This is a genomic window from Vibrio phycocola (genome assembly GCF_054404255.1).
The window spans coordinates 87,674-109,875 of record NZ_JBTAMQ010000007.1; the positions used below are offsets into that span (position 1 = coordinate 87,674).

At 39.9% G+C, this 22,202-nt stretch carries 19 protein-coding genes; 13 read left to right on the forward strand and 6 right to left on the reverse strand.

The window, feature by feature from the left end; all coding sequences use genetic code 11:
- Positions 1 to 68 precede the first annotated feature (68 nt).
- Positions 69 to 1,745: a methyl-accepting chemotaxis protein gene (locus tag ACXJY6_RS10700; protein WP_458768318.1), complete on the forward strand. Its 1,677-nt coding sequence runs from the start codon at positions 69 to 71 to the stop codon at positions 1,743 to 1,745.
- A gap of 133 nt (positions 1,746 to 1,878) precedes the next feature.
- On the opposite strand, the gene ACXJY6_RS10705 is transcribed toward ACXJY6_RS10700, so the two are convergent.
- The 3 genes from ACXJY6_RS10705 to ACXJY6_RS10715 all read right to left on the reverse strand — a co-directional run bounded on the left by ACXJY6_RS10705 (position 1,879) and on the right by ACXJY6_RS10715 (position 4,387).
- Positions 1,879 to 3,168, reverse strand: a complete 1,290-nt coding sequence (locus ACXJY6_RS10705) for a diguanylate cyclase domain-containing protein (RefSeq protein WP_458768453.1) — start codon at positions 3,166 to 3,168, stop codon at positions 1,879 to 1,881.
- Entirely contained in the window at positions 3,149 to 3,859 is a 711-nt protein-coding gene (locus tag ACXJY6_RS10710) for a PDC sensor domain-containing protein (RefSeq protein WP_458768319.1), read from the reverse strand. Before ACXJY6_RS10710 ends, ACXJY6_RS10705 begins: the two co-directional genes overlap by 20 nt.
- A gap of 258 nt (positions 3,860 to 4,117) precedes the next feature.
- On the reverse strand, positions 4,118 to 4,387 hold the full coding sequence (locus ACXJY6_RS10715) for a hypothetical protein (RefSeq protein ID WP_458768320.1): 270 nt from the start codon (positions 4,385 to 4,387) through the stop codon (positions 4,118 to 4,120).
- A gap of 372 nt (positions 4,388 to 4,759) precedes the next feature.
- On the opposite strand from ACXJY6_RS10715, the gene ACXJY6_RS10720 reads away from it, so the two are divergent.
- The 9 genes from ACXJY6_RS10720 (at position 4,760) to ACXJY6_RS10760 (ending at position 12,065) form a co-directional block, all read left to right on the forward strand.
- Entirely contained in the window at positions 4,760 to 5,065 is a 306-nt protein-coding gene (locus ACXJY6_RS10720) for a FeoA family protein (protein WP_458768321.1), read from the forward strand.
- Positions 5,066 to 5,128: 63 nt separating this feature from the next.
- A complete protein-coding gene (gene feoB, locus ACXJY6_RS10725) occupies positions 5,129 to 7,135 on the forward strand; it encodes a ferrous iron transporter B (RefSeq protein ID WP_458768322.1) in 2,007 nt (668 codons plus the stop codon).
- Positions 7,136 to 7,144: 9 nt separating this feature from the next.
- On the forward strand, positions 7,145 to 7,318 hold the full coding sequence (locus ACXJY6_RS10730) for a FeoB-associated Cys-rich membrane protein (protein ID WP_456050235.1): 174 nt from the start codon (positions 7,145 to 7,147) through the stop codon (positions 7,316 to 7,318).
- Between the two features lie 302 nt (positions 7,319 to 7,620).
- Positions 7,621 to 8,076: a BLUF domain-containing protein gene (locus tag ACXJY6_RS10735; RefSeq protein ID WP_458768323.1), complete on the forward strand. Its 456-nt coding sequence runs from the start codon at positions 7,621 to 7,623 to the stop codon at positions 8,074 to 8,076.
- A 39-nt stretch (positions 8,077 to 8,115) separates the two neighbouring features.
- Positions 8,116 to 8,835, forward strand: a complete 720-nt coding sequence (locus ACXJY6_RS10740) for a DUF7847 domain-containing protein (protein WP_458768324.1) — start codon at positions 8,116 to 8,118, stop codon at positions 8,833 to 8,835.
- Positions 8,836 to 8,878: 43 nt separating this feature from the next.
- Positions 8,879 to 9,247, forward strand: a complete 369-nt coding sequence (locus ACXJY6_RS10745; protein ID WP_458768325.1) for a DUF1304 domain-containing protein — start codon at positions 8,879 to 8,881, stop codon at positions 9,245 to 9,247.
- 66 nt (positions 9,248 to 9,313) lie between these two features.
- The gene (locus ACXJY6_RS10750; RefSeq protein WP_458768326.1) at positions 9,314 to 9,622 is read left to right on the forward strand and encodes a hypothetical protein; all 309 of its coding nucleotides are present in this window, start codon (positions 9,314 to 9,316) and stop codon (positions 9,620 to 9,622) included.
- 128 nt (positions 9,623 to 9,750) lie between these two features.
- Entirely contained in the window at positions 9,751 to 11,349 is a 1,599-nt protein-coding gene (locus tag ACXJY6_RS10755; RefSeq protein WP_458768327.1) for a methyl-accepting chemotaxis protein, read from the forward strand.
- 224 nt (positions 11,350 to 11,573) lie between these two features.
- Positions 11,574 to 12,065, forward strand: coding sequence for a cupin domain-containing protein (locus tag ACXJY6_RS10760; RefSeq protein WP_456050241.1), 492 nt, complete (start codon positions 11,574 to 11,576; stop codon positions 12,063 to 12,065).
- 67 nt (positions 12,066 to 12,132) lie between these two features.
- On the opposite strand, the gene ACXJY6_RS10765 is transcribed toward ACXJY6_RS10760, so the two are convergent.
- Complete coding sequence (locus tag ACXJY6_RS10765) at positions 12,133 to 13,287, reverse strand: winged helix-turn-helix domain-containing protein (protein WP_456050242.1); 1,155 nt, start codon at positions 13,285 to 13,287, stop codon at positions 12,133 to 12,135.
- 225 nt (positions 13,288 to 13,512) lie between these two features.
- Here ACXJY6_RS10765 and ACXJY6_RS10770 point away from each other — a divergent pair, with 225 nt between their 5' ends.
- Both ACXJY6_RS10770 and ACXJY6_RS10775 read left to right on the forward strand, forming a co-directional pair.
- A complete protein-coding gene (locus tag ACXJY6_RS10770) occupies positions 13,513 to 14,535 on the forward strand; it encodes a polyamine ABC transporter substrate-binding protein (RefSeq protein WP_456050243.1) in 1,023 nt (340 codons plus the stop codon).
- A gap of 14 nt (positions 14,536 to 14,549) precedes the next feature.
- Positions 14,550 to 17,378, forward strand: coding sequence for a bifunctional diguanylate cyclase/phosphodiesterase (locus ACXJY6_RS10775; RefSeq protein WP_456050244.1), 2,829 nt, complete (start codon positions 14,550 to 14,552; stop codon positions 17,376 to 17,378).
- A 404-nt stretch (positions 17,379 to 17,782) separates the two neighbouring features.
- Here ACXJY6_RS10775 and ACXJY6_RS10780 read toward each other — a convergent pair whose 3' ends face one another.
- Together ACXJY6_RS10780 and ACXJY6_RS10785 are read right to left on the reverse strand one after the other, a co-directional pair.
- Positions 17,783 to 19,642 carry a methyl-accepting chemotaxis protein gene (locus ACXJY6_RS10780; RefSeq protein WP_458768328.1) on the reverse strand — a complete coding sequence of 620 codons (1,860 nt, stop codon included), beginning with the start codon at positions 19,640 to 19,642 and terminating at the stop codon, positions 17,783 to 17,785.
- A 332-nt stretch (positions 19,643 to 19,974) separates the two neighbouring features.
- Complete coding sequence (locus ACXJY6_RS10785) at positions 19,975 to 20,634, reverse strand: pyridoxamine 5'-phosphate oxidase family protein (RefSeq protein ID WP_456050246.1); 660 nt, start codon at positions 20,632 to 20,634, stop codon at positions 19,975 to 19,977.
- Between the two features lie 126 nt (positions 20,635 to 20,760).
- On the opposite strand from ACXJY6_RS10785, the gene pdxR reads away from it, so the two are divergent.
- On the forward strand, positions 20,761 to 22,182 hold the full coding sequence (gene pdxR, locus ACXJY6_RS10790) for a MocR-like pyridoxine biosynthesis transcription factor PdxR (protein ID WP_458768329.1): 1,422 nt from the start codon (positions 20,761 to 20,763) through the stop codon (positions 22,180 to 22,182).
- Positions 22,183 to 22,202 lie beyond the last annotated feature (20 nt).

Below are 22,202 nucleotides of genomic sequence, written 5' to 3' on the forward strand. Positions count from 1 at the left end.
GTCTTTGCTGCTATGTTTTTAAGAGGGTAAGTAACTGCAAATTAAGTTAGAAACAAGGCTGAGTAAAAATGATGAACTTAAAAAGTCGTGGAAAGCTACTGGTTATTACAATAGTTCCACTTATTGTGGTCACACTGTTAGTGACGGGCGTATTTTATTGGAATGGACTAAGAGACATCGAACAACAGTCTATTTTATACCGAGAAGAGTTGATTGAAGCGCGAAAAACAGAATTAAAAGCTCATATGAGAATGGGGCGAACGGCGATTAAAGCACTTTATGATGCTGATGTGAACGGAGAAAATATAGCACAAGCTAAGCAAATCTTAGGTAACATGCGCTTTGCAGACGACGGCTATTTCTTTGCTTATGATTCTCAGGGTGTCAATGTGATGCATCCAATTAAACCGCAACTTGAAGGCAAAAACCTATATGGTTTTAAAGACGATAATGGTGTTCCCATCATTGCAGGTTTGATTGATGCTTCTAAACAAGGTGACGGCTTTCTTTATTTTTCTTGGAACAAACCTTCTATCGATGCACTCGCGCCTAAATTGGGTTATGCGGAACATCTTTCAAAGTGGGATTGGGTGTTAGGGACCGGTGTGTATATTGATGATGTCGATGTTGCGGTGAATGCTTATCGTGATCATCGGAGTGAGACCATTCTAAGTGACGCTCGTTTTGCAATGTTAATCTCGGCCATTGGTTTATTGGTTACCGTCTTTATCGTTGGTGTAATTATTAATAGAGCACTGATTCCATTAAGAAATATGTCTGATAAGCTCAACGATATTGCGCAAGGTGGGGGAGATTTAACCAGTCGTTTAGAAACCAAAGGTAATGATGAATTGGCAGCCCTCGGTCAGGCTTTTAATACCTTAATGAACAAAATGCAGCCTTTAATGAGTGAAGTGAAAGACAGCTCGATCGCGGTGATGCAAGCGGCTAAAGATTTGGATCAACAAACCGCTCAATCAAATCAGACAATGCAGAATCATAGCCAAGAGACAGATAGTGTGGTGACTGCGGTGACAGAAATGGCCGCAACGTCTCGCGAAGTTGCGAACAACACCAACGCCACGTCAGAAGCGATTAATGAAGCCAATCAATTGATTCTCGAAGCACAAAAAGATGTCACTTCGGCAATGACCGGTATCAATCAGTTGGTTGATGAAGTTAATGTCACATCTGGTGCGATTGAATCTCTAAATGACCAAACCAACAAAATTACCAACGTGATCGAAGTGATCGGAGGTATTGCTGAGCAGACAAACTTGTTGGCACTCAATGCGGCCATCGAAGCGGCGCGAGCGGGTGAACAAGGGCGAGGCTTTGCTGTTGTTGCCGATGAAGTGCGTTCATTAGCAAGTAGGACTCAACAAAGCACGGAAGAGATTGGTGAAATGCTGTCATCACTTCAAGCAGGGGTTAAATTGGCAGTGACAACGATGGCGGCTGGCCAAGCAAGAGGCGAACAAACCCTTAATGACTCTTCTGTTATTCAGGATAGGCTTTCTGGAATAGAAAGTGCGGTTAGCTCTATCTATGATATGGGGACTCAAACAGCATCTGCGGCGGAGGAACAAAGCTCTGTTGCAGAAGATATTAATCAGAATTTGGTGACAATCCAGCAGATGGTGAATACTTTAAGTGACGACTTACAAAAAGCAGGTCAAATAAGCGCTTCTTTGGCAGCATCTGGCGCGAAAGTGAATGATTTAACTGGACACTTTAAAGTTTAGCTTTGTTCTTAGAATAGACAGAGGAGCTGAACCTCTGTCTATTCAGCTCAAATAACGAAATCTTATATTCCTCGTTGGCGCAACCAAGTTAGATGTTGGACATCAAACCAATAATAGTAGGCTTTCTCGGTTGTTAACGAGTAGTGATCTCGCAAAACGTTTGAGTAAACTCTCCATTGTCGTCGTATTTTGACGTGCCATTTAGTGTCGTTGGAATGATTGTTCCATCTTTACGCCTCATCATCAGGGCGACATTATTTACATAGCCATACCCTTTGATGCGAGGGAAGTTTTCTTTAACACAATTTTGGGATTCTTGGTCAAGAAAATAGGTAAAATGCTTTCCTATCGCCTCTTCTCTAGTGTAACCCGTTAAGATTAACCATTCTGGGCTGATATCAATCACATGCCCATTTTGGTCTAAGGACTGCACAGATTGCGTTACACTGTCTAAGTCCATACTGTGAGTTCTGATATGAATGAGATCTTTTTTATCTACTTGTAAATTGACATTATCTTGTGCGTGTTTCCTTTGCTCTTTCTGAGCGTACATTTTCTTATCTGCACGTTCGATCATTGCTTCAGGTGTGTCGTCACCTTCCCGCATTTGCGAGCAACCGTAGCACAAGCTCCAGCTTTTCCCGATATCTTTTCCTAATTGTTGATAATTTTTTTGAATTCGCAGCATCGTTGCCTCGGCATTATCTCTATTACAATCAATAAATATAATGAGAAACTCATCACCGCCGATACGAGCAGCGAAGTCGGATTGCCTGATAGAGGTATTAATGGCTTTAGATACGCCTCTTATTAATTCATCACCAGCTTCATGGCCTTCTATATCATTGATTTTTTTTAAATCATTCACATCAACAAAACCAATAGAGATTGGAGTACTTTTACGGCGGCTAATTAGGAGATTTTTGCTCAGAAAATCAAAGATAGCTTGTCGATTATAGAGACCAGTTAAAGAATCGTTATAAGCTTGAAAATTTAGCTTTTCAATCAGTTTATCTTGTTCATTTCTCGAAATTGCAAGTTTATATATTAAAAATAAAATTAATGGGTATATGAGAGATATGCCTATGAACAACCCGGTGTTTAATATTTGATCTTCTTTAAAAATACTAGCTTTAGGGACATGCATAATAATAAATAATTTTTCATGATTAATAACATGATTCGAAGGGAAGTCAGTTAGATTAAAAGTGGTAAAGTAATATTCATCGTTATTATGTATAATGTTTCCTGTACCATTTCGTATTACTTCTGCCCATACCTCTGGATACTCAGACGCAAAAGATGTTTGTGTTTTTTCAGGAAAAATAAACGTCCAGTTTTTATCTTTATTTTCATTGTTTAAGTAATAACCTGCACCATTTAATAGATAGGCGATGTCTCCATCATGTATATTGAATGATATCGTTTAGGCGTAATCCAAGATAATTTATAATACCGACACCAAGAAATTGACCATGTTCATTATGTATGGCCATTGCGAAGCGAATCATTGGTTTTACAGAAGCTTCAAGTTTACCAGTTTCGATACTAACATCGTATTTTGATATGTATATCTCACCTGGGTTTAAACTAGACGCTATTTTAAAAAAGTAGCGCTCACTTTGATCTTGAAGTTGATGATTGGGTACTGTTGAAAATGTGTGGTCTGGGTTTTGCCTTACGCTAAGTACCTCTTGCCCTTGGGCATCTAATAATTTTATTTGGTCATAAGTATTTTCAAAACTTCCAATGTTTATTAATAAGGATGTTAAATGGCGTATTTCATGTTGGCTTTTCGTTAACAATACGGTTTTTGCTATATCACTCTGAGAAAAATAAAATAAATCGCTACTGGCGGATTTATATTCAGCCATAAGTCTATTTTTCATTGTATGAACTTCTGAAGTCTGAAGAACTATTCTTTTTTCAACAATGTTTTGATGTGATATTGAATAAATAGTGAGGACTATAAGAGAGATAAATAAAGTAGCATAGATAGCATAGCGGACTAATCGAAAATTTTTTAATATATATTTTAGAGTTGTAATTTTACCGAAAATAATATTTTTTCCAAATATTCTTCGTCGCTCTTTGATGTACATCATTTCTTCCATTATTACGTAGCTCAAACTATCTGAAATATCCTTGATAATTGTAGCAGTATGAATCGAGTTTCACCAGTTGAGCTAGATAACATTAATAGAAACTTCTAAGCTGATTGATTATTAAGTTAATAGTAAGTTATTGAATTAAACTACTTGTTTAGTCTTTAATTACAGTTTCATTAATAGCGGTTCACTTCCCAAATTTATCGAATTTGTGATTGGAGAAGGATTATCTATTCTATTTTTTGAAAGAGTTTATTGATGAATTTAACGTGCGATCTTAAATTTCTTAACCGCGCACTTACACAAGCCAAGTTTTAATGCTGGGCACTTTTTACATGGTGGGTTTTTGATAGGTATCGTCGCGATATTCTTCATTGCGATATCAGGCGACACTACCATATTGTCGTCAATTATTGTTTTTTCTTTACGCTGGGCTTTTTTCAACCCTTTCATTTTCTTTGGTGAAAGAGTCGTTACTTTACTGGCCTTCTTTTCCAGCTTCTTCTGTTGCTTTTTTAATTTCGCTGAATTCAAACGCTCACCTAGTTTAGTAATGATATTGATTGTTATTTGTATTCAATATTACTAAACCAGCCAAGTTATGTCCATTGCTTGATTGCTCGGCTGAACGTCAGTCGGGCACTTGCTCAATTCGTCGTATTCTTTGGCCATTTTATAGAACGAAAACGGTAGTAAAGGCGTTTAATGTTTGATTTATGTCAATCAAACATTAAACACTTATTCTCATTAACCCTAATTATGACATGGACTATTGTCGTGATAATAATTTTCATTTAACGTGCTTATGAAATGAAAATTATTGTTATTTAGATTTATATGAGAGTGACCTCAGGCTGTGATTACACGCAAGTCCAATGTTACTTCTAACTGCTTGGAGATAATATTTTGAACAAAGCTATGACGTTCCCATTTCCTGAAAAAATACTCTCCTTTTTATTTGGAAAGCAACTAAGCAACGAAGACGTTATCACGGTTAAAAATCTCTCACATGCTGAGTTAAATGTGGAATATGAGATAAAAGAGGTTATTCAAGATAACGAAGAAATTGTGCAGTTTTTGTTTACTTTAGGCTGCTTTAAAGGTGAATCGATAACACTAGTATCGGTCCTTTCAGACACCTACGTTATCAGCATTAAAGATGCTCGATATAGCATCGATTTAGATTTAGCCAGAATGGTCCAATTGGTTTAACGCGACGCACCGAATAAGTAGGGCTTACTTATTCGGCGATTGAATGAAAGAGAGAGAAAGGCGATGAAAATTGCATTAGCAGGTAACCCCAACAGCGGCAAAACGACACTCTTTAATGCTCTTACGGGGAAGATAGAGCGAGTCGGCAACTGGGCCGGTGTCACGATTAGTAAGAAGGAAGGGTTGGTTAAACCTACGATTAGTCAATCTGACCGCGAGATCAAAGTGGTCGATTTGCCTGGCGCATACTCGATGTCTCCTTTTACATCTGAAGAAACGATCACTCGAAACTATATTCTCAATGAACAACCCGATGTGATTCTAAATATTGTTGATTCAACCAATTTAAGTCGCAGCCTTTTCTTTACAACACAATTGCTTGAACTTGGCATCCCCGTTGTCGTTGCGTTAAACAAAAGTGATTTAAACCAAGCGCGACAAACAGTCGTTGATGTTGCTCGATTGAGCGAAAAGCTCGGCTGTCCTATCGTTGAAACTGCGTCGATAAAGAGCCGCAATAATGGGTTGGATAACGTTATTGAAAGCGCAATTTCCATTGGGGGGCATTCACAGGTTGCTCCTTTTGATGGGAATAAAGGGACGGAGCTAAAAGATGTCGACTCGGTGAAAGCATTGGATGCTAAGCGATTCGATTTTGTAAAAACACTGGTTCAAGACGTTGAAAGTCGCCAAGTAAAAAGTTCGCTAAAGACTCGTCACGATCACGCAGACAGTATCTTGGCACACAAATGGTTTGGACTTCCAATTTTTGCTGTTGTGATGTGGTGCGTTTTTTCATTATCTCAAACCCATATTGGTCCGTTGCTTGCCGATCTTCTCGTCGGTTGGATAGATGCGTTATATAGCATGGTTGAAGGCTTATTAGGGGACAACGTGTCTCCGTTACTCAGTGCTCTATTATTGGATGGTATCATTGGTGGTGTTGGAGCGGTTATTGGGTTTCTTCCATTAATTATGGTTCTTTTCTTCTTGCTAGCTTTATTAGAAGACAGTGGTTATATGGCACGAGTCGCTGTCATCATGGACCGGTTTTTTAAGAAAGTTGGGTTGTCTGGAAAATCGATCATTCCAATGGTTATCGGGACTGGGTGCGCTATCCCAGGCATCATGTCGACCAGAACGATTCAAAATGAAAGACAGCGCAGAACAACGGCAATGCTTACTCCATTTATGCCTTGTGGAGCAAAACTCCCTGTCATCGCACTGTTCGCTGGCGTCTTTTTCCAAGATGCAGCATGGGTCGGAACAAGCATGTATTTTGCCGGAATAGGGCTCATCATCGTGGGTGCTTTGTTAATCGTACGCATCACTGGTGAAAAACATACACGGTCGTTCTTTATCCTTGAATTGCCAGAATATCGTTTTCCGAGTATTTCTCGAGCCATCGTGTCAACCTTCTCGCGTGCAAAAGCCTTCATTATCAAAGCGGGTACGATTATCTTGTTGTGCAACGCTGTGGTGCAAGTTATGCAAACATTCAATTGGCAGCTTCAAATTGTTGCCGAAGGTGCCGAGCATACGAGTATTTTAGCTGGCCTTGCTTCTCCGTTTGCCTTTATCTTAATTCCATTAGGTTTTGGAGTATGGCAACTTGCTGCAGCCGCGATTACTGGCTTTATTGCGAAGGAAAATGTCGTTGGTACATTGGCTGTTGTGTACGGCATTACGAACTTCATCGATACCGAGGAACTTGCTTTGGTATCCGGTGGCGCCGATGTCGCAAGTGTTATGGGGCTCTCTTCTGTCGCTGCATTTGCGTATCTTGTGTTTAATCTATTTACACCACCTTGTTTCGCCGCTATTGGTGCGATGAACGCAGAGCTAGAAAATAAGAAGTGGTTGCTTGGTGGCATTGCGTTCCAATTTGGTGTTGGCTATGTGGCAGCTTTTTTAACCTATCAAATCGGCACGTATTTAACGACTGGTGCGGTCGGGCAGGGCTTTGTATATGGCTTAGTTGCTTGTTTAGTCTTGGTTGGCATTGTTATGCATTTAGTTAAGAAAGGCTCTGTGAAAGAAGCAAAACAAATCAGCTTATGCGCATCATAGGAGAGAGTTATGGAAAATGTCATTGTCGCACTCGTAATTTTATTCATTTTAGGGCTTTCTCTAGCAAAAGTTGTTTTAGATAAGAAGAAAGGGGTGAAATGTATGGGTTGTTCACATGGAGCCGCTTGTTCCTCGAGTAAAAAAAATAAATCGGCCATCAATGTTGGTGAACGAATTATTTAGAATCACTCACTGATAATAAAAAAATTAGAAAGAGTCGTTGAGAAATTAGCGGCTCTTTTTTCTTTTATGCTGCTCTAGAATTTGAAGGGTTTTTCATCGTATTGCTTGAATTTTTCGTCGTATTTCCACCTATAAAATCGCAGTTTTGCTGTCAGATCATTGAAGTAGAACTCATTTTTATTAAATTCTGATCGTCACATTAATGTGAATATAGAGATCCCAGCTATTATTTTATGATACGTTCTTGGTGATTATGTGAACCGTATTTATATTCACATTTATAAGCTTTGGAGGAGTTGAATATGAGCGATAGTGTAAGTGGAATAGAGTTAATCCGTTGTATCTATTCTAGCTCTGCAACCGAACAATTTACTCATGACGACATTACCGCGTTATTGGAAAAAGCTCGTAAGCATAATGCGAGTATCAATGTGACTGGGATGTTACTTTACGACGCAGGATCATTTTTCCAAGTATTAGAGGGCGATCGTCAAGTTGTCGAAGCGCTTTATGAGAAGATAGCCAAAGACCCACTGCATGATAATGTCAAAAAGGTTATTGTGGAATTAGTTGAAGAACGAGATTTCTCTGAGTGGACGATGGGATATTCCGGTGTCACGCGACAAGACTTGAGAAACATAGAAGGATTGAATGACTTCTTTTCGACCAAGCGCTGTTTTACCGAATTGGATGAAGGTCGTGCTAAAACACTTTTGGCTGCATTTAAAGATGGTCGCTGGAGAAATACGTTGAAGTAAGCGCGGCTGTTCAAAATAAACAAAAAGAGTCAGTATTTGATGTGGCTTATAGGCGATATCCGTACATTCAGTATACTGATACCAAATAAATCGAGTCAGTTGGCGAAAATGAAAGAACTGTTTAACGAAAGTTTTTATTTTTTAAAGATGAACTGGTGGTCTGTCTTTAAAATTTTTGGCCCCTTCATTATTATCACTAGCGCTGGATCCCCTCTTATCGAGTATATCGGTTCTCAGTATCCTTCGTATTGGAACGGCTTATTATACTTTTTTCTTACTGGGATGATTCATACTTACTTGATGGTGCGCTTCATTAAATTTATGGCGTCTGTTGCATCCGGTCGAGAAATAGAATTGACGGTTTCATTATCAGAGTGGCATAACTTATTTATCTCTTACATTATGTATGGGGTCGTTGTGGTGGTGGGGCTTATTGTCTTTATTATTCCTGGCTGTATTTATGGCGCTCGCCTCGCTTTTTCAGAATTTGAAATCGTGTTAAATGGTAAATCTCCTATTAAAGCATTTGGTGTTAGCTGGAAGGAAACAAAAGGCCTAACACTCAAACTTTTCTTCATACTGTTTATTATTGTTTGTATTCAGTTCGTAATACTTGGGCTTTTAGATTTAGTAGCAATCTTCTTTCCGTTCGCTCAATTAATCTGTAGCATGCTGTCTGAAGCATTAATGTCTGTGACAATGATCTATTCAACCATCATCTTCTTCAGAGCGTATGTGATGAACTCTCCCAGTCATTAATGAAACTAAAATCGATGGCTCTGGCGATACAAGGATTATTTAAATGAGTTTACTGCCTCAAGTATTAGTTGCGTTGGTTGCAATTGAACATGCTTATATATTGGTTCTCGAGATGTTTCTTTGGACTAAGCCAAGAACGCGACGAGTGTTTGGTTTATCACAAGAAGAAGCTGAGCAGACTACGGTTTTTGCCGCAAATCAAGGCTTATACAATGGCTTTCTATCAGCTGGCTTGCTCTGGGGGTTGTTTCATTCAAACACAGCCTTTGGCGAGCAGATACAACTTTTCTTTTTGAGTTGCGTCGTTGTCGCTGCATTGTATGGAAGCTATTCGGTTAAACGCTCAATTATAGTGGTCCAAGGGTTACCCGCTTTACTTGCACTTTTGTCTGTGTTGTTTTTGGGACAGTAACTGGGCATTCGTTTTCAGGTAAATAGCGTAATAATACGTAGTGCCAGAATAAATAGGAGTTAGGTTTTGTCAGATCTTAGAGAAATTCAACGTAGAATTGTCGATACTCGCAAACAGCGCGGATTTGTAACCGACCCGATCAAAATTCAGATATTACTGACCGAAGAAGTGGGGGAAATATCGGCGGAGTTGAAACGGCTCTGGTCAAAAAACTACGACGCATTTTCACAAGAGCGAGTCGCGAATGAGATCGCCGATACCTTCGTCTTACTTTCAGCGTTAGCGTCTGAATTTAATATTGACTTAGAACACGCGGTAGAACATAAATTTTTCCAGTCAGACAGTAAGCGACACTGGGCCAGCGCTGAATCTTAGAGCACCAAGTGCACATGCATGCTTACTAATTAACATATTTTCTTACATAAATTCACATTTCCCCTACAATAAATAAAGTAACTAATTCCCTGCGCTTTAGTTTTATATTTATATTTTGTGAGGTATTTATGTTTGTTTGGAGCATTAAGAAAAAGCTATCAGTTCTATTAATAAGCTTAATAACCCTTATTATGATTAATATTTTTGGTATGTTTGAAATCGCTAAAACGGGTTATTTTACTTATTTAGAGCGTGAATACCTTATAGGTGTTGAATCGATACAGCTTAATTTAGACAGAATGTCAGTGCCGAATCAAAGTTTAAATGAGATTAAAAGTTATATTGATAAAGAAAACACTAATTTTAGACAACAAGGCATTGTGCAAGGATTACACACTACAACTCTGCAATCTGAATTATGCTTAGGAGCGGTAAATTTTGCAGAAGACATAATTTTTAGGGTATTAGGATTTGGCAAAGCCATCGATGTATGTACTGAAGCAATTGATACAAATCAACAATTTAAGTCGTTAGTGCTCGCTTTTCAACAAGATAATTTAACCTTCAGTGAGTTTTTATCACAAATAGAGTCGCCTTTCGCGCGCTTAAAGAATCATTCTGAGGAATTTTCTGTATTAATTCCTGAGATTAGAACCTTTATGGTCAACCTGATAGTAACCATGACAATCGTATTATCGTTAGGGTTAATAGTTGCATTTATCTTTACGATAAAAGGTATTCAATCTAGTCTTAAAACGCTTCGTGTAGATATTCATGAAGTAGAGAAGCACAACCAACTTGATTACACCGTTAGATCAACAAAAAATGATGAAATTGGACAAGTCGGTAAATCATTTAAAAGTTTACTTAAAAAATTTCAACACATTATTATTCAATTATCTCAATCTAATCACTTGTTGCTTGATGAAAGTTCCAAATTAAAAGTGCTTTCAGAACAGTCGAATGAAAGTGTTTGCGAACAGTTTCAAATGACGAGTCAAGTATCGAGTTCAATCGCACACATGACCTCAGCGTTAGATCAGGTCTCAGCCAATATTAATCAGGTCGCGTCAAATGCTGGTGATGTCAATCAATCTGCGGAAAAAGGGAAAGAAGTCGTCAGTTTTGCAATAGCAAAACTACAAGAGCTTGTTTCTGAGATATCAACCGCGACCACCGTCGTAAATGACTTAGCGGAAAGTAGTGAAAAAGTAAGTAAAGCACTAGAAGTGATTACCCAAATAGCTGAACAAACGAATCTATTAGCACTGAATGCTGCGATAGAGGCGGCGAGAGCTGGCGAGCATGGTAGAGGGTTCGCAGTTGTTTCTGATGAAGTAAGAACACTCGCAACTAGAACCCAAGAATCAACTAAAGAAATTGGCGATATTATTCAACAACTAAGAACGGGCTCTGAAAATGCAATTTCAGCCATGGCTAAAAGTCAGCAGCAAGCTGAAGATACCATGACGACTACCGAAGGGGCAGGAGACAGCCTTAACGAGATAACGGAGCTTTCAAAAGATATCACTGAAGCCACCGGTCAAGTTGCCGTTGCAGCACAAGGCCAAATCGAAGTACTAAAAGATATTAATAGTAATGTTGATACTTTAAGTCAATCTGCAGACTCAGCTAAAGCAATAGCAGAGCGAACGCAGCAATCTGCATTAATATTGAGTGATAATGTAGATTCAACCGCCAAGCTTGTTAACACATTTAAAGTATAGTTTGCTGAAAGGGCAACAATTCTAACGAGTATTTGAGCAAGGAACATGCATAAACTGCTATGGTTGTGATTCCTACCCAAGGAACACCACCTAGCGGTTCAGAACCATAAATACCAGAAATAAACAGCCGTTTTAGCATCACAATTTAGTCTTCAATACCAAGAGTCGGATAAAAGATGCGGTACTCTTTATAGACAAAATAAAACCTATGGAGAGGTATTTCCGTGTCAGATGATAAATATGTACTAAAGAAAGCAGAAATTGATGCAATGGAAGCACAGAAAAAGACGCACTTCTTGAATCCCAATGCTCAATGCACGAATAAATCTTTGGGTGACCGTGTTGGATTGACGGGTTTTGGTTTTCATATTATGGAAGTTCAACCGGGCCATGACTCCACCGAGCACCATTTCCACTATAACGAAGATGAATGCCTTTACGTTCTTTCAGGAGAAGGCGTCGCGATCGTTGGACAGGATAAATTCCCAATTTCAGAAGGTGATTTCTTAGGATATCGCAAAGGTGGATTCCCTCATTCCCTGATTAATACGGGGAATTCTGTTCTTAAATGTATTGCCGTCGGTCAGCGCTTAGAAAGCGATGTTGTCGATTACCCAAATCAGGAAAAACGTATTTTTAGAACCAAAGGTCTTAGCTGGAAAGTCGTCGAATTTTCCGACGTACAAGAAAGGCCAATCATTAAAAGTGACAAGTAGGCCATTACATTAATAGATGTTGCTCACCAATTTTCTTTGGCTCGGCGTTTTGTTTGATAAGCTGACCTTATCGAAGTGGTCGAATGTGGTAGTTTGAAACAGTTTCAACCTGATTAAATGCAGCAAATTTCACTAATTCAAGGTCGAATTCGGCTCTAAATTCATCGATATTTTTTAGTAAAGGATCGATAAATATATTGATCACCTCTAGGTGAGATCGGGCTTTGTGAGTTTTACAGTCAATCATGCCGACTAGGGTTCCATCCCATAAAATGGGCAAACAAAAGTAACCAAATTTTCTTTTGACCGCAGGCGTATAACATTCAAGTAAATAATCAAAGTTGAACAGTCGCTTGGTTTTTGCTCGCTGGATCACCAGATTGTCGAAAGGGGAAAGGATATTGACTTGTTTGCGCTTTAGTTGCTTATTTAACAGGGCTAATGAGTTGGCCGATGTAAAATAGAATTCGCCGTTGACTTCAACCTGTTCAATCAGACCTTGTTCACCCATCTCATTTAGCGCGGTTTTTACGTGAGCCTTAACGCCTTTCAACAAGTAAACCATCTCATTGAGTTGACCAATACCGTGTTCAGCCAGATAACGTTGAACAAGAAATTTGGCATGTTCTTCTGGAGTGGGCTGTGTTGTATCAACGTGATCAGGTAATACACGTTCTGTGATGTCATAAACCTTATGAAAATTTTTACGCTCAGTAATCATCAGATCGCCCTGCATGTAGAGCGTTTCTAGAGCTTGTTTACTGGGTTTGGTCTCCCATCCCGTTTTCTTTGTGACATCAGAGGCAAAGTCTTTTGCCATCAGTGGTCCTTCATCTTTAATGCGTTCGAGTACCGAGGCCATTAGCTTTAAATCTTTACGAAACCAATGCTGTTGTTGACCGGATTTAAGTGCGAGTTTACGTGGCAAAGAAAATCGAAAATCTTTCATCGCTAAATAAGAGGCGGCATGCGACCAGTATTCATAAACTTGCTTTTCTTTAACCATTTTATCTAAGTGATCGGTTTGGTAATCAGGATTTCGATTCCATAAGGTATGGTGGTGGGCGCGTTGAACCACAGAAATGGTATCGATTTGTACATACCCTAACGCTGTCATCGCTTTAACCGTTCGCTGGTACGGGGTTCCTGTGAGTTGCTGCGCATGTAATCCTTGCGACAGTAACGTGACTTTTCGAGCTTGAGCTAATGAGAGTGATTCCATGTGCAGACATATCTTCTAGGTATAGTGGTCTAACTTTAACAGATACCTTGTTTTGTTTCATAAATAGACTACTAAAACCAGATGCAAATGCCTTGTATTTAAAGGCTTTCAGCTCACTAATCCATGAAATTAATAGGGTTTCAACTTCGCGAAATCTCGATTTATAACTTAAAATAAAGTAACGGTATTACGTTGAAGTGCGTACTTTCGCTGGGGGATATAAAATTGAGAATCTATTTAGGATGTTTGCTTGCTTTAACCTGTTTTCAGGCGAAATCGGATAACGTGCGGATTTATACGTGGGAAGAGTATCTTTCCGAAGATGTTATTGAGTTATTCGAAGAACAAACGGGCCATAGCATTACTCAAATCTACTTTGAAAATGAACAACTTAGAGATGAAGTCATCACCACCGACCGAGCGTTAGCGTATGATTTGTTCATTATGGATGGGTATACTCTTAACGCGTATAGCGCGGCTGGAATGGCAAAAAACCTCAGCTCTGTCTCGATTCCCAATTTAAAACACATTAACCAAATTGCGTCATCGGTCTGTGGCGATTGGGGAGTCCCTTACTCTTGGGGAACGATGGGGATTGGTTATCGAGAAAGTTTGATAACGCAACCAGTCACTTCTTGGTCTCAGGTGTTCTCTTTATCTAAAAAAGGAACCAACATTGTTATCCCATCTGATGATTTAGATACGGTGGGCTTTGCGCTACTGAGTCTTGGTTTAAACCCTATGACCAATGATGAGAATGAATTACGACAAGCATATAAGTTACTGGCTAATAGCAAAAAAGACATCTTAGCGTTTCGCTCAGCAGTAGGATACTCATTAGAAATGATGGCGACGTCATCGATGGAGATGGCGGTGATGTATAGCGGCGAAACGTATACGATCCGTGAGGCAACAGGTCAGGACGATTGGCACTATGTCGTTCCACAAGAAGGCACGTTAATGTGGTATGAGTGTTTCGCCGTACCTTCTGAAAAACCGTTGAGTGATGCAACCATTGCGTTTCTTAACTTTATCAATGAGCCGAAAATTGCCGCGATGAATGCGGAAGATCTTTGGATAGCAACGGCGAATGAATCTGCCTTGAATTTTGTTAGTGATGAATATTTAAACGATCGCGAGCTCTTTCCCGAAACGGAAGTCCTTGATCGAAGTTTCCAATACACACGTTTAGATCAAGTTTCTTCTAAAACGAGAGCTAGAATGATATCTGCTTTGAATAATAAATAATTACTGGAAAAAGCATGAAGCTATCGCGCAGAATCACGTACATATTATTACCCGTAATATTCGCTATTTTTTCAGTGGCGGGGATGTATGCCTATTCTAATCAAAAGAACCTGATTATCAGCACTGTCGCGGATAAATTGAAATATACCGGGCAACACACGATTAGTGATATCCATAAAAATGTTGAAGAGTTATTGAGCCTCACTGAAGTGTTTCTTAATAGCGCAGAACTCACTCGGTATCTTAATCGTGATGTTTCTGATGGCAGTGCGATGATTTCAGAAAATCATCTTATTCGGTATTTAGGCCGTTTTCATCTTTCGTATGGGCAGTTTAGAAAAGTGAGCTTATTGGATGAAAGCAATAGGTTTATTTTTCATTTCGATGCCAATGATCCTTTTTCGAGTCCTGAGTTGGATAACGACTTGATGGAACATCAGTCTGTTATTACAAAACAATTAAAAGCAGCAGGTTCTACTTATCTTGATACGACTTCATATCTCATAAGAAAAGGCGAAGGTAATACTTTGAAGTTGATTGTCTTTCGTACTTTTTCTCCACAACATCTTATCGCAGACAATACATTTTCAGGGAGTATGAAGTTTGCCACAGCGATTACGGAAACGACATTGGATGTGGTTGCCCGCTACCAAGATCCGATGCGAATCAGTTTCCACGAAGGTATTCACATCACAATAGACCCTGTTTCTAGAGTCATGGTTCTGCCTAATACATTGCAATTAAATGAAGTACGAGAGAAGGAATCCGTTCTAACGGTACGCTCGAAAAGTGAATTGGCTATGTTAGAAATATCTCTTCCAGCAAGTTATTTAAAAGATCTTTTAAGGCCTTACTGGAACAATATAATCAGCCTTATTTTTAGTGTCAGTATACTGACTTTTTTAATCCTAAAGTTCTTGATTCAAAAACAGATTATCTCGCCGGTTGTACGATTAACCAAGCAAGTAGCGAATGCTCGAACAGGTGATGATTCTCAGCTAAAAAAAATTGATCGGCAAGATGAAATAGCCTTATTGAATAATAACTATGTGCTTCTCTTCGATGAGTTAAATAAGTTGGCCAAAGTTGATAGTTTAACCGGACTATCGAATCGAGTTTTATTCAGTTCCGCTTTAAAGCGAACAGTGAGCCGTAGTATTCGGCATGAATTGCAATGTGCGCTACTTTATATTGATTTAGATAATTTTAAATATGTGAATGATCATTATGGCCATCATGTCGGCGATGATTTATTGCAAGCCTTTGCTCAGAGCCTGATTGATATTTTTGCACAAATTCATCATTTAGGGCTGGTCGACAGTGATTATGAGATTGCTCGATTAGCAGGTGATGAATTCGCCGTACTTATCAGTAACGTCCCCAATAGTGATGCGGTTGCTATGGTTGCGAGAAAAACAACGGATTTATGTTCGCATGGTTTTAAAGTCAAAGACCAATATTTTGATATTAACGTTAGTATTGGTATCGCAATGTGTCCGAGTGATTCGATGTTGCCAGATGAATTACTCAAACATGCAGATTCGGCGATGTACCAAGTCAAAAACAGTGGCAAAAATGGATATCAATTTTATTCGAAAGCACTGGAGAATCAAATAAATCAACATGCGCGAATTGAAGAGGAAATTAAGAAAGCACTCGAAGGTGACAACTTTTATTTGGTCTGGATGCCTATATATGATTGCCGAAGCGGCAAAATAACCGGAGCAGAAGCACTACTGAGATGTGACTCTGTCTGTTTGAAAGCGGCGGGTCCAAGTGAGTTTATTCCTATTGCCGAAACAACGGGTTTGATCAAAGCTATCGACTATTGGGTGATTGAATCGGCCATTATTAAACTTAAAGAATTGATAGATAACTATGAATTTTCTGGCGTATTGTCGGTTAACTTTTCAGCGTGGCAACTGAAAAATCAACACTTCGCGTATCATGTCGCACTGCTTATCGATAATTACCAAGTGCCGGCAGAACAGATCGAGTTAGAGATTACCGAAACGTGTCTGATAGCCGATGATATTCTCGCCAATACCATCTTAAAAGAATTGAAAGCTGTTGGAGTACGGCTGTCTCTAGATGACTTTGGTACGGGTTATACAGCCTTCAATCAGCTTGCCGAATACACCGTCGATATTCTTAAAGTAGACCGATCATTTATTAGTTCGATTTTTGAAACTAAAAATGTAAGCAGTAAACCCTTAATTGATATTATTGTTGAACTTGCCTCTTTGTATTCGCTCGATGTTGTTGCTGAGGGCATCGAAACCAAAGAACAATTAGAATACGTGAGAAAGCTAGGGTGTGATCGGGCACAGGGTTTCTATCTATCAAAACCTATTTCCTGGGAGGCGTTTACTCTTCTTATTGAAAATGACTTAGAGAGCGCGAAATTTAGGTTGGAAAGTTACGATAACGATCACCAACTAGAATTTAAGTGTGTAACCGGCAGTGTTAAAGTCATTATCTCAACCGAAGTCGTGACATTACTATACAAGGGAATCATTGACTATGAGTTGCTAGACTTTGTTATGCAATCTTTATCGCCATTCATGGACCGCTTGAGCGAACGTAAATGGGGTATTATTACGGTGGCCGACGATGAATATGAATTGTCGGCAGAGACACGTGATAAGCTCGCTGAGCTTGTACAGTACTGTTATGACCATGGCTGTGTTGATGGGGCGTATGTCATGACGAAACCGAAGATCATTGAACAGATTGAGTCATTCAGACGAAGCTTGAATTTAAGCGGTGATTTTAATGATAAAAACTTTGCCTCACAAGCAAAAGCCGCTGAGTATATTAAGCAAGCCATTAAAAATAGTTGAACATGAAAAGTGAGCCATGCCCACGTTAATTGCGGTAACGGTAGTGATGGACGGCTATTTGAGCGCATTTTTCAACCGCTTTATAATGACTCGTGGCACAGGTTACTGAATGAAGAAGGCGCAGAACTGATCCAACGTGTATTGCACTGAAATTCCTTATTGTAGCCATACATGTTCATTGTTTGTATTAGGTGATGCCTTCACATCTCATCGGTGCAGTTGAAACAAGAATGAAAGTTCTGAGTATCGCGTATTTATTGCCAGCGATGCTCATGTCATGTATAGAAATGGGAAAGGTAAGGTAAGTTTCTAAGGCGTGGTTATATAGCTTGTAGGTTGAATTCTTTAACTAAAAATGAACAAGGAAACACATAGCGTGTTTCCTTGTTCTGTTTAGACTTTAATTAAACAATAAATCGATTAAGAATTTCGTTTTGCTTGATCGATCTTTCACTCTGTTGAGCCATTATGTTGTTGGTTTCATTCGCACTCGACGAGACCTCTTCTGATAGCTCTTTTATCTTAGTTGTGTTGGCGTTTATCTCTTCAGCCACCAAGCTTTGCTCTTCTGCCGCCGACGCGATCTGGATGTTCATATCGGCAATTTGCTGGATTGTATCTCTTATTTTAGTTAAAGATTCATCGGCTTCTCGCGCCTTATTGACTGAATCGTTTGCGGTTTCTTTGCTGCTGGACATGGCATGTGCGACGGTTTTTGCCCCTGATTGAAGTTGTTCAATCATCTCTTTAATTTCGGTTGTTGAAACTTGAGTTCTTTGCGCTAACGTTCGTACTTCATCGGCAACCACTGCGAATCCTCGGCCGTGATCTCCCGCCCTCGCAGCTTCAATTGCAGCATTTAATGCAAGCAAGTTTGTCTGATCGGCGATCTCATTGATGACCTGTAACACAGACTCAATGCTATTGGTCGCGTTTTCAAGTGTTTCGATTTGAGCCACCGCGTCGTCGATACTCGATGCTAAGTTATCAATTGAATTTCGAGTGTAAGAAACAACATGCACACCTTCTTGAGATGCATCATCCGCTTCTTTTACTAAGCTCGCGGCACTTTGTGCATTACCAGCGACATCTGAAGACGTCGCCGCCATTTCATTCATAGCGGTAGCCAGTTGTTCTAGTTCCGCCACCTGATTATTAAGCGCGTGGGTTGAGCTTGTTGAGCGTTGTGAAGCTTGATTTGCACCATCAAGTATATTATCTGCAATACTGCGAAGCTCTGTTACTTCCCCTTGAAGGTTTTCAGTGAAGGTATTAAATCCGCCAGCAAGTTCTGCGAACTCAGTATCTGTTTTTGTGCTCAACCTTTTGGTTAAATCGCCCTGGCCAGAAGAGATATCCTGAATGGCAGTATTTAATAATCTTATTGGATTCATTAGCTTACCAACTAAGAATAGGAAAATCACAATACTGATGATCAATGCGAGTACCGACATTATGATGGCATCTGTTTTTGTATCATTGATTGCTTTAAATGCGATGGTGTGATTGAGCACAGAACTGACATACCAGTCTTCGTTTGGTATTTGGAAGAAGTTAAATCCAAATTCAACACCATCAATAAATTTAATCTGCAACTGTTGAGCAACTTTGATATCTGGGTGGTTAGTACTGAGCTTTTTGCCGTCCATTTTTTTATCTGGATGGACGACAATGGTACCTGATGAAGTGACCAATTGAATGTACCCAGCGCCAAACATATTGACTCTGTTGGTTAATTCCGCAAGTCGTACAAGGTCGATATTAAAATTCAGTGCACCGATAAAGGTTCCTTCAGTCCACAGAGGTGTCACAATAGATACGGCCACTTGCTGGGTCATTGGATCGGTATAGGGGTCGGTAACAAATAAATCTTGGTTGGTCTTCGCTTTTTGATACCAACCAATGTTGTTCACACTTGTTTCTGTACCGTCATTACTAACACGAAGTTTTCCGGTGGATTCTAGGGAAACCCCCGTTTGCACGAAGGCGGTTTTTACAACCTGCGAATCTAATAGCCCTTGGATCGAATCAATAGAGCTGCCTTCGTTACTAACACGTTCAGCAATGAATTTAGCGAGCTGTTTCTTACCTTCCAATTCGCCGACAATGCTATTTGTTACGTTGCCAATAATGTCATCGAGGCTTTGATCGATAGTAGAAAACAGGTTTGATTTCACTGTCATGTATTGCCTAACAGATAGTGTGCCGACTGTAATCATTATCAATACAGCGACAACAATTGTTAGTTTATGGGCAAATTTCATTCGGAAAACCTTTCCAATAATTAATAGTTAAATCAATTATTGCAGAAAATATCGCAATTGCGAGAAACGGTCTGCAAAACAATATCATTAAAGAAAGTAAGTGGATATTGATCACATTTATCTTCCTATTTTCCATTGAAAAGTGATTTTCATTGAAGAGCTGAATACTTCAATTTATTTTATTATCATTGGTGTATATCTTTCACGGAGAAATAAAAAGCCTTTGATTATAAAGACTTTTTTTGTTTTTCTTTTTTGATCGGTATTTTCCTATAAATAGTCTATCTACCCGGCTTTCTCTCGTTACTTGAAAATAGAAACACCTAATTAATTTACTGCTCGTGCCAGCGCGTACCATACGCGGCACTATAGTCTGGCACTGCGATATCATTACTTAGGTCATCAACGGATTGTAACGGGCCAACCTTGGTTTGGTAGGGGAGATAGCCCGCCCAAACTGGAAGTGTTAAATCGTCCACATCATCGTTGACTTGTCCGTTACTTACTTTTACCGATGCTTCCGTGAGAGGAAGGCGTAATAGCATGGTGGCAGCGAGTTCTTTGTCACTGCCGAGTCGCACATCTTGTGTTCTTCCTGGCGCAATATGTTCAACAAATTGATTGAGAATCGTATCTTTGCTTTGTTTATCGCTCACTTCTTCGAACGCACCAAAAACCACAGCAGAGCGATAGTGAGCGCTATGATGCATCGCCGAGCGTGCTAACACCCAACCGTCAAAAAGTGTGAATGTCAGACATGTTTGCACTCCGGCTTTTAGTTTGCGCAGTAGGCGGCTGTTGTTTGCACCATGAATGTAGACGAAATCATCGACCCGCCATGCCAGCATAGGAATGACAACAGGACCAGACTCTTCGACTATGGCGATATGCGCTATCAAACTTTCATCAATGATCTTATAAAGAGTTTCTTTTTCAAAGACCGCTTTATGACTGCCTTTTTTAACTTCTGTTCTCTTTGAATTGGATAGCATGATTTCTCGAATTCCTATTTACTGTGGTTATTGATAGATGTTATTGACAAGAGCTTGTGAGTGGTAATATAAAGTTGAACTGGTACATTTTTTAGAGCCAGTTTTAACTAAAGGATGGATCCGGTTATGCAGCAAATAGACATTGGCGATTTGACGCTTGTTGATGGTAAAGGTTCGAGGCAAGAAAGGCTCTTTCATGCGATTCGTGAGAAAATCGTATTCAGTCTGTGGCGTAAAGGTGGAAAACTGCCCTCAACACGAAAGCTGGCGCAAGAATTACACATTAGCCGAAATACCGTGATTGGGGCTTATGAACAGTTGGTCACCGAAGGGTATATCGAGAGTCACCAAGGTTCCGGTTTTTATGTCGCGATAGAGCTTCCCGAGCAATATTTGCCTGTGAACATTGAGCAACGTTCTAAGCCAAAACCGAACACAACATTGCCGGTTAACAGCCCATTTGCAGCAGGCGTTCCTGATTTTGCTCAGTTTCCCTTGAGTAAATGGAATAAACTTATTCAACGACATTCCTCTCGTCTCTCTCTGCTTGGAAATCAGGATATTCAAGGCAGCATTGAGCTAAGATCGGCACTGACCGATTACCTTGCGACCAGTCGTTCGGTTCAGTGTAGCGCCGACCGAATTATTATTACCAGTGGGGCTCAGCAAGCCTTAACCATCGCATTGATGGCGACGCTTACACAGTCGGACCCGATTTTAATGGAGCAACCGGGTTATTCTCAAATGCGCAAAATCATCGATTTACTCGGGCTAGAATATCGAACAGTTCAGGTTAAACCCTATTCTGGAGTTGAGCTTAGCGAAATATTATCCAGCGATGCCAAAGCACTCTACATTACCCCAAGCAACCAGTATCCCATGGGCACCACACTCAACACCGAACAACGCTTAAAACTTATCGAGTGGGCAGCAGAACAAAAGAGCTGGATTATTGAAGACGATTACGACAGTGAATTTCAGTTTGCTCATCGCCCATACACCAGCCTACAGGGACTGGCCGAACAGACTGGGGTGACGGATCGGATAATGTATGTGGGCTCTTTCAGCAAAGTGATGTTCAACGGGTTACGAACCGGTTATTTGGTTGTTCCGCATTCGTTAGTGCCTAAGTGTCTGGCGATCAAAGATGCCTTGAGCGGAGATTCTCCGACTCATACGCAGTCAGCATTGGCCGATTTTATCGTTGAAGGGGACTTACTTCGTCATATTAGAAAGATGCGTCTGTTATATAAAACCAAACACCAACGGATGATTGATGCAATTGAGCGCCATTTTGGCTCTGATGTAGAAGTCATTAGTCAGGCGGCTGGGCTGCATATTACTTTGAGCTGGGTGGACGGTATCGATGAGGCGACCTGGAGTCAGAGAGCGTTGGATGCCGGTATTCGCACGCGACCACTCCAATTTTATGAAAAGCCCAACAACATAGAAAGAGAGTGGCAGGGGATAATACTCGGCTATGGCAATACGGCGCTTGAAGAGATAGACAGCAAGATAGAACAGCTCGCTGAGTTATTTTATGCGTAGGCCTTCTTATTCAGTTTTAA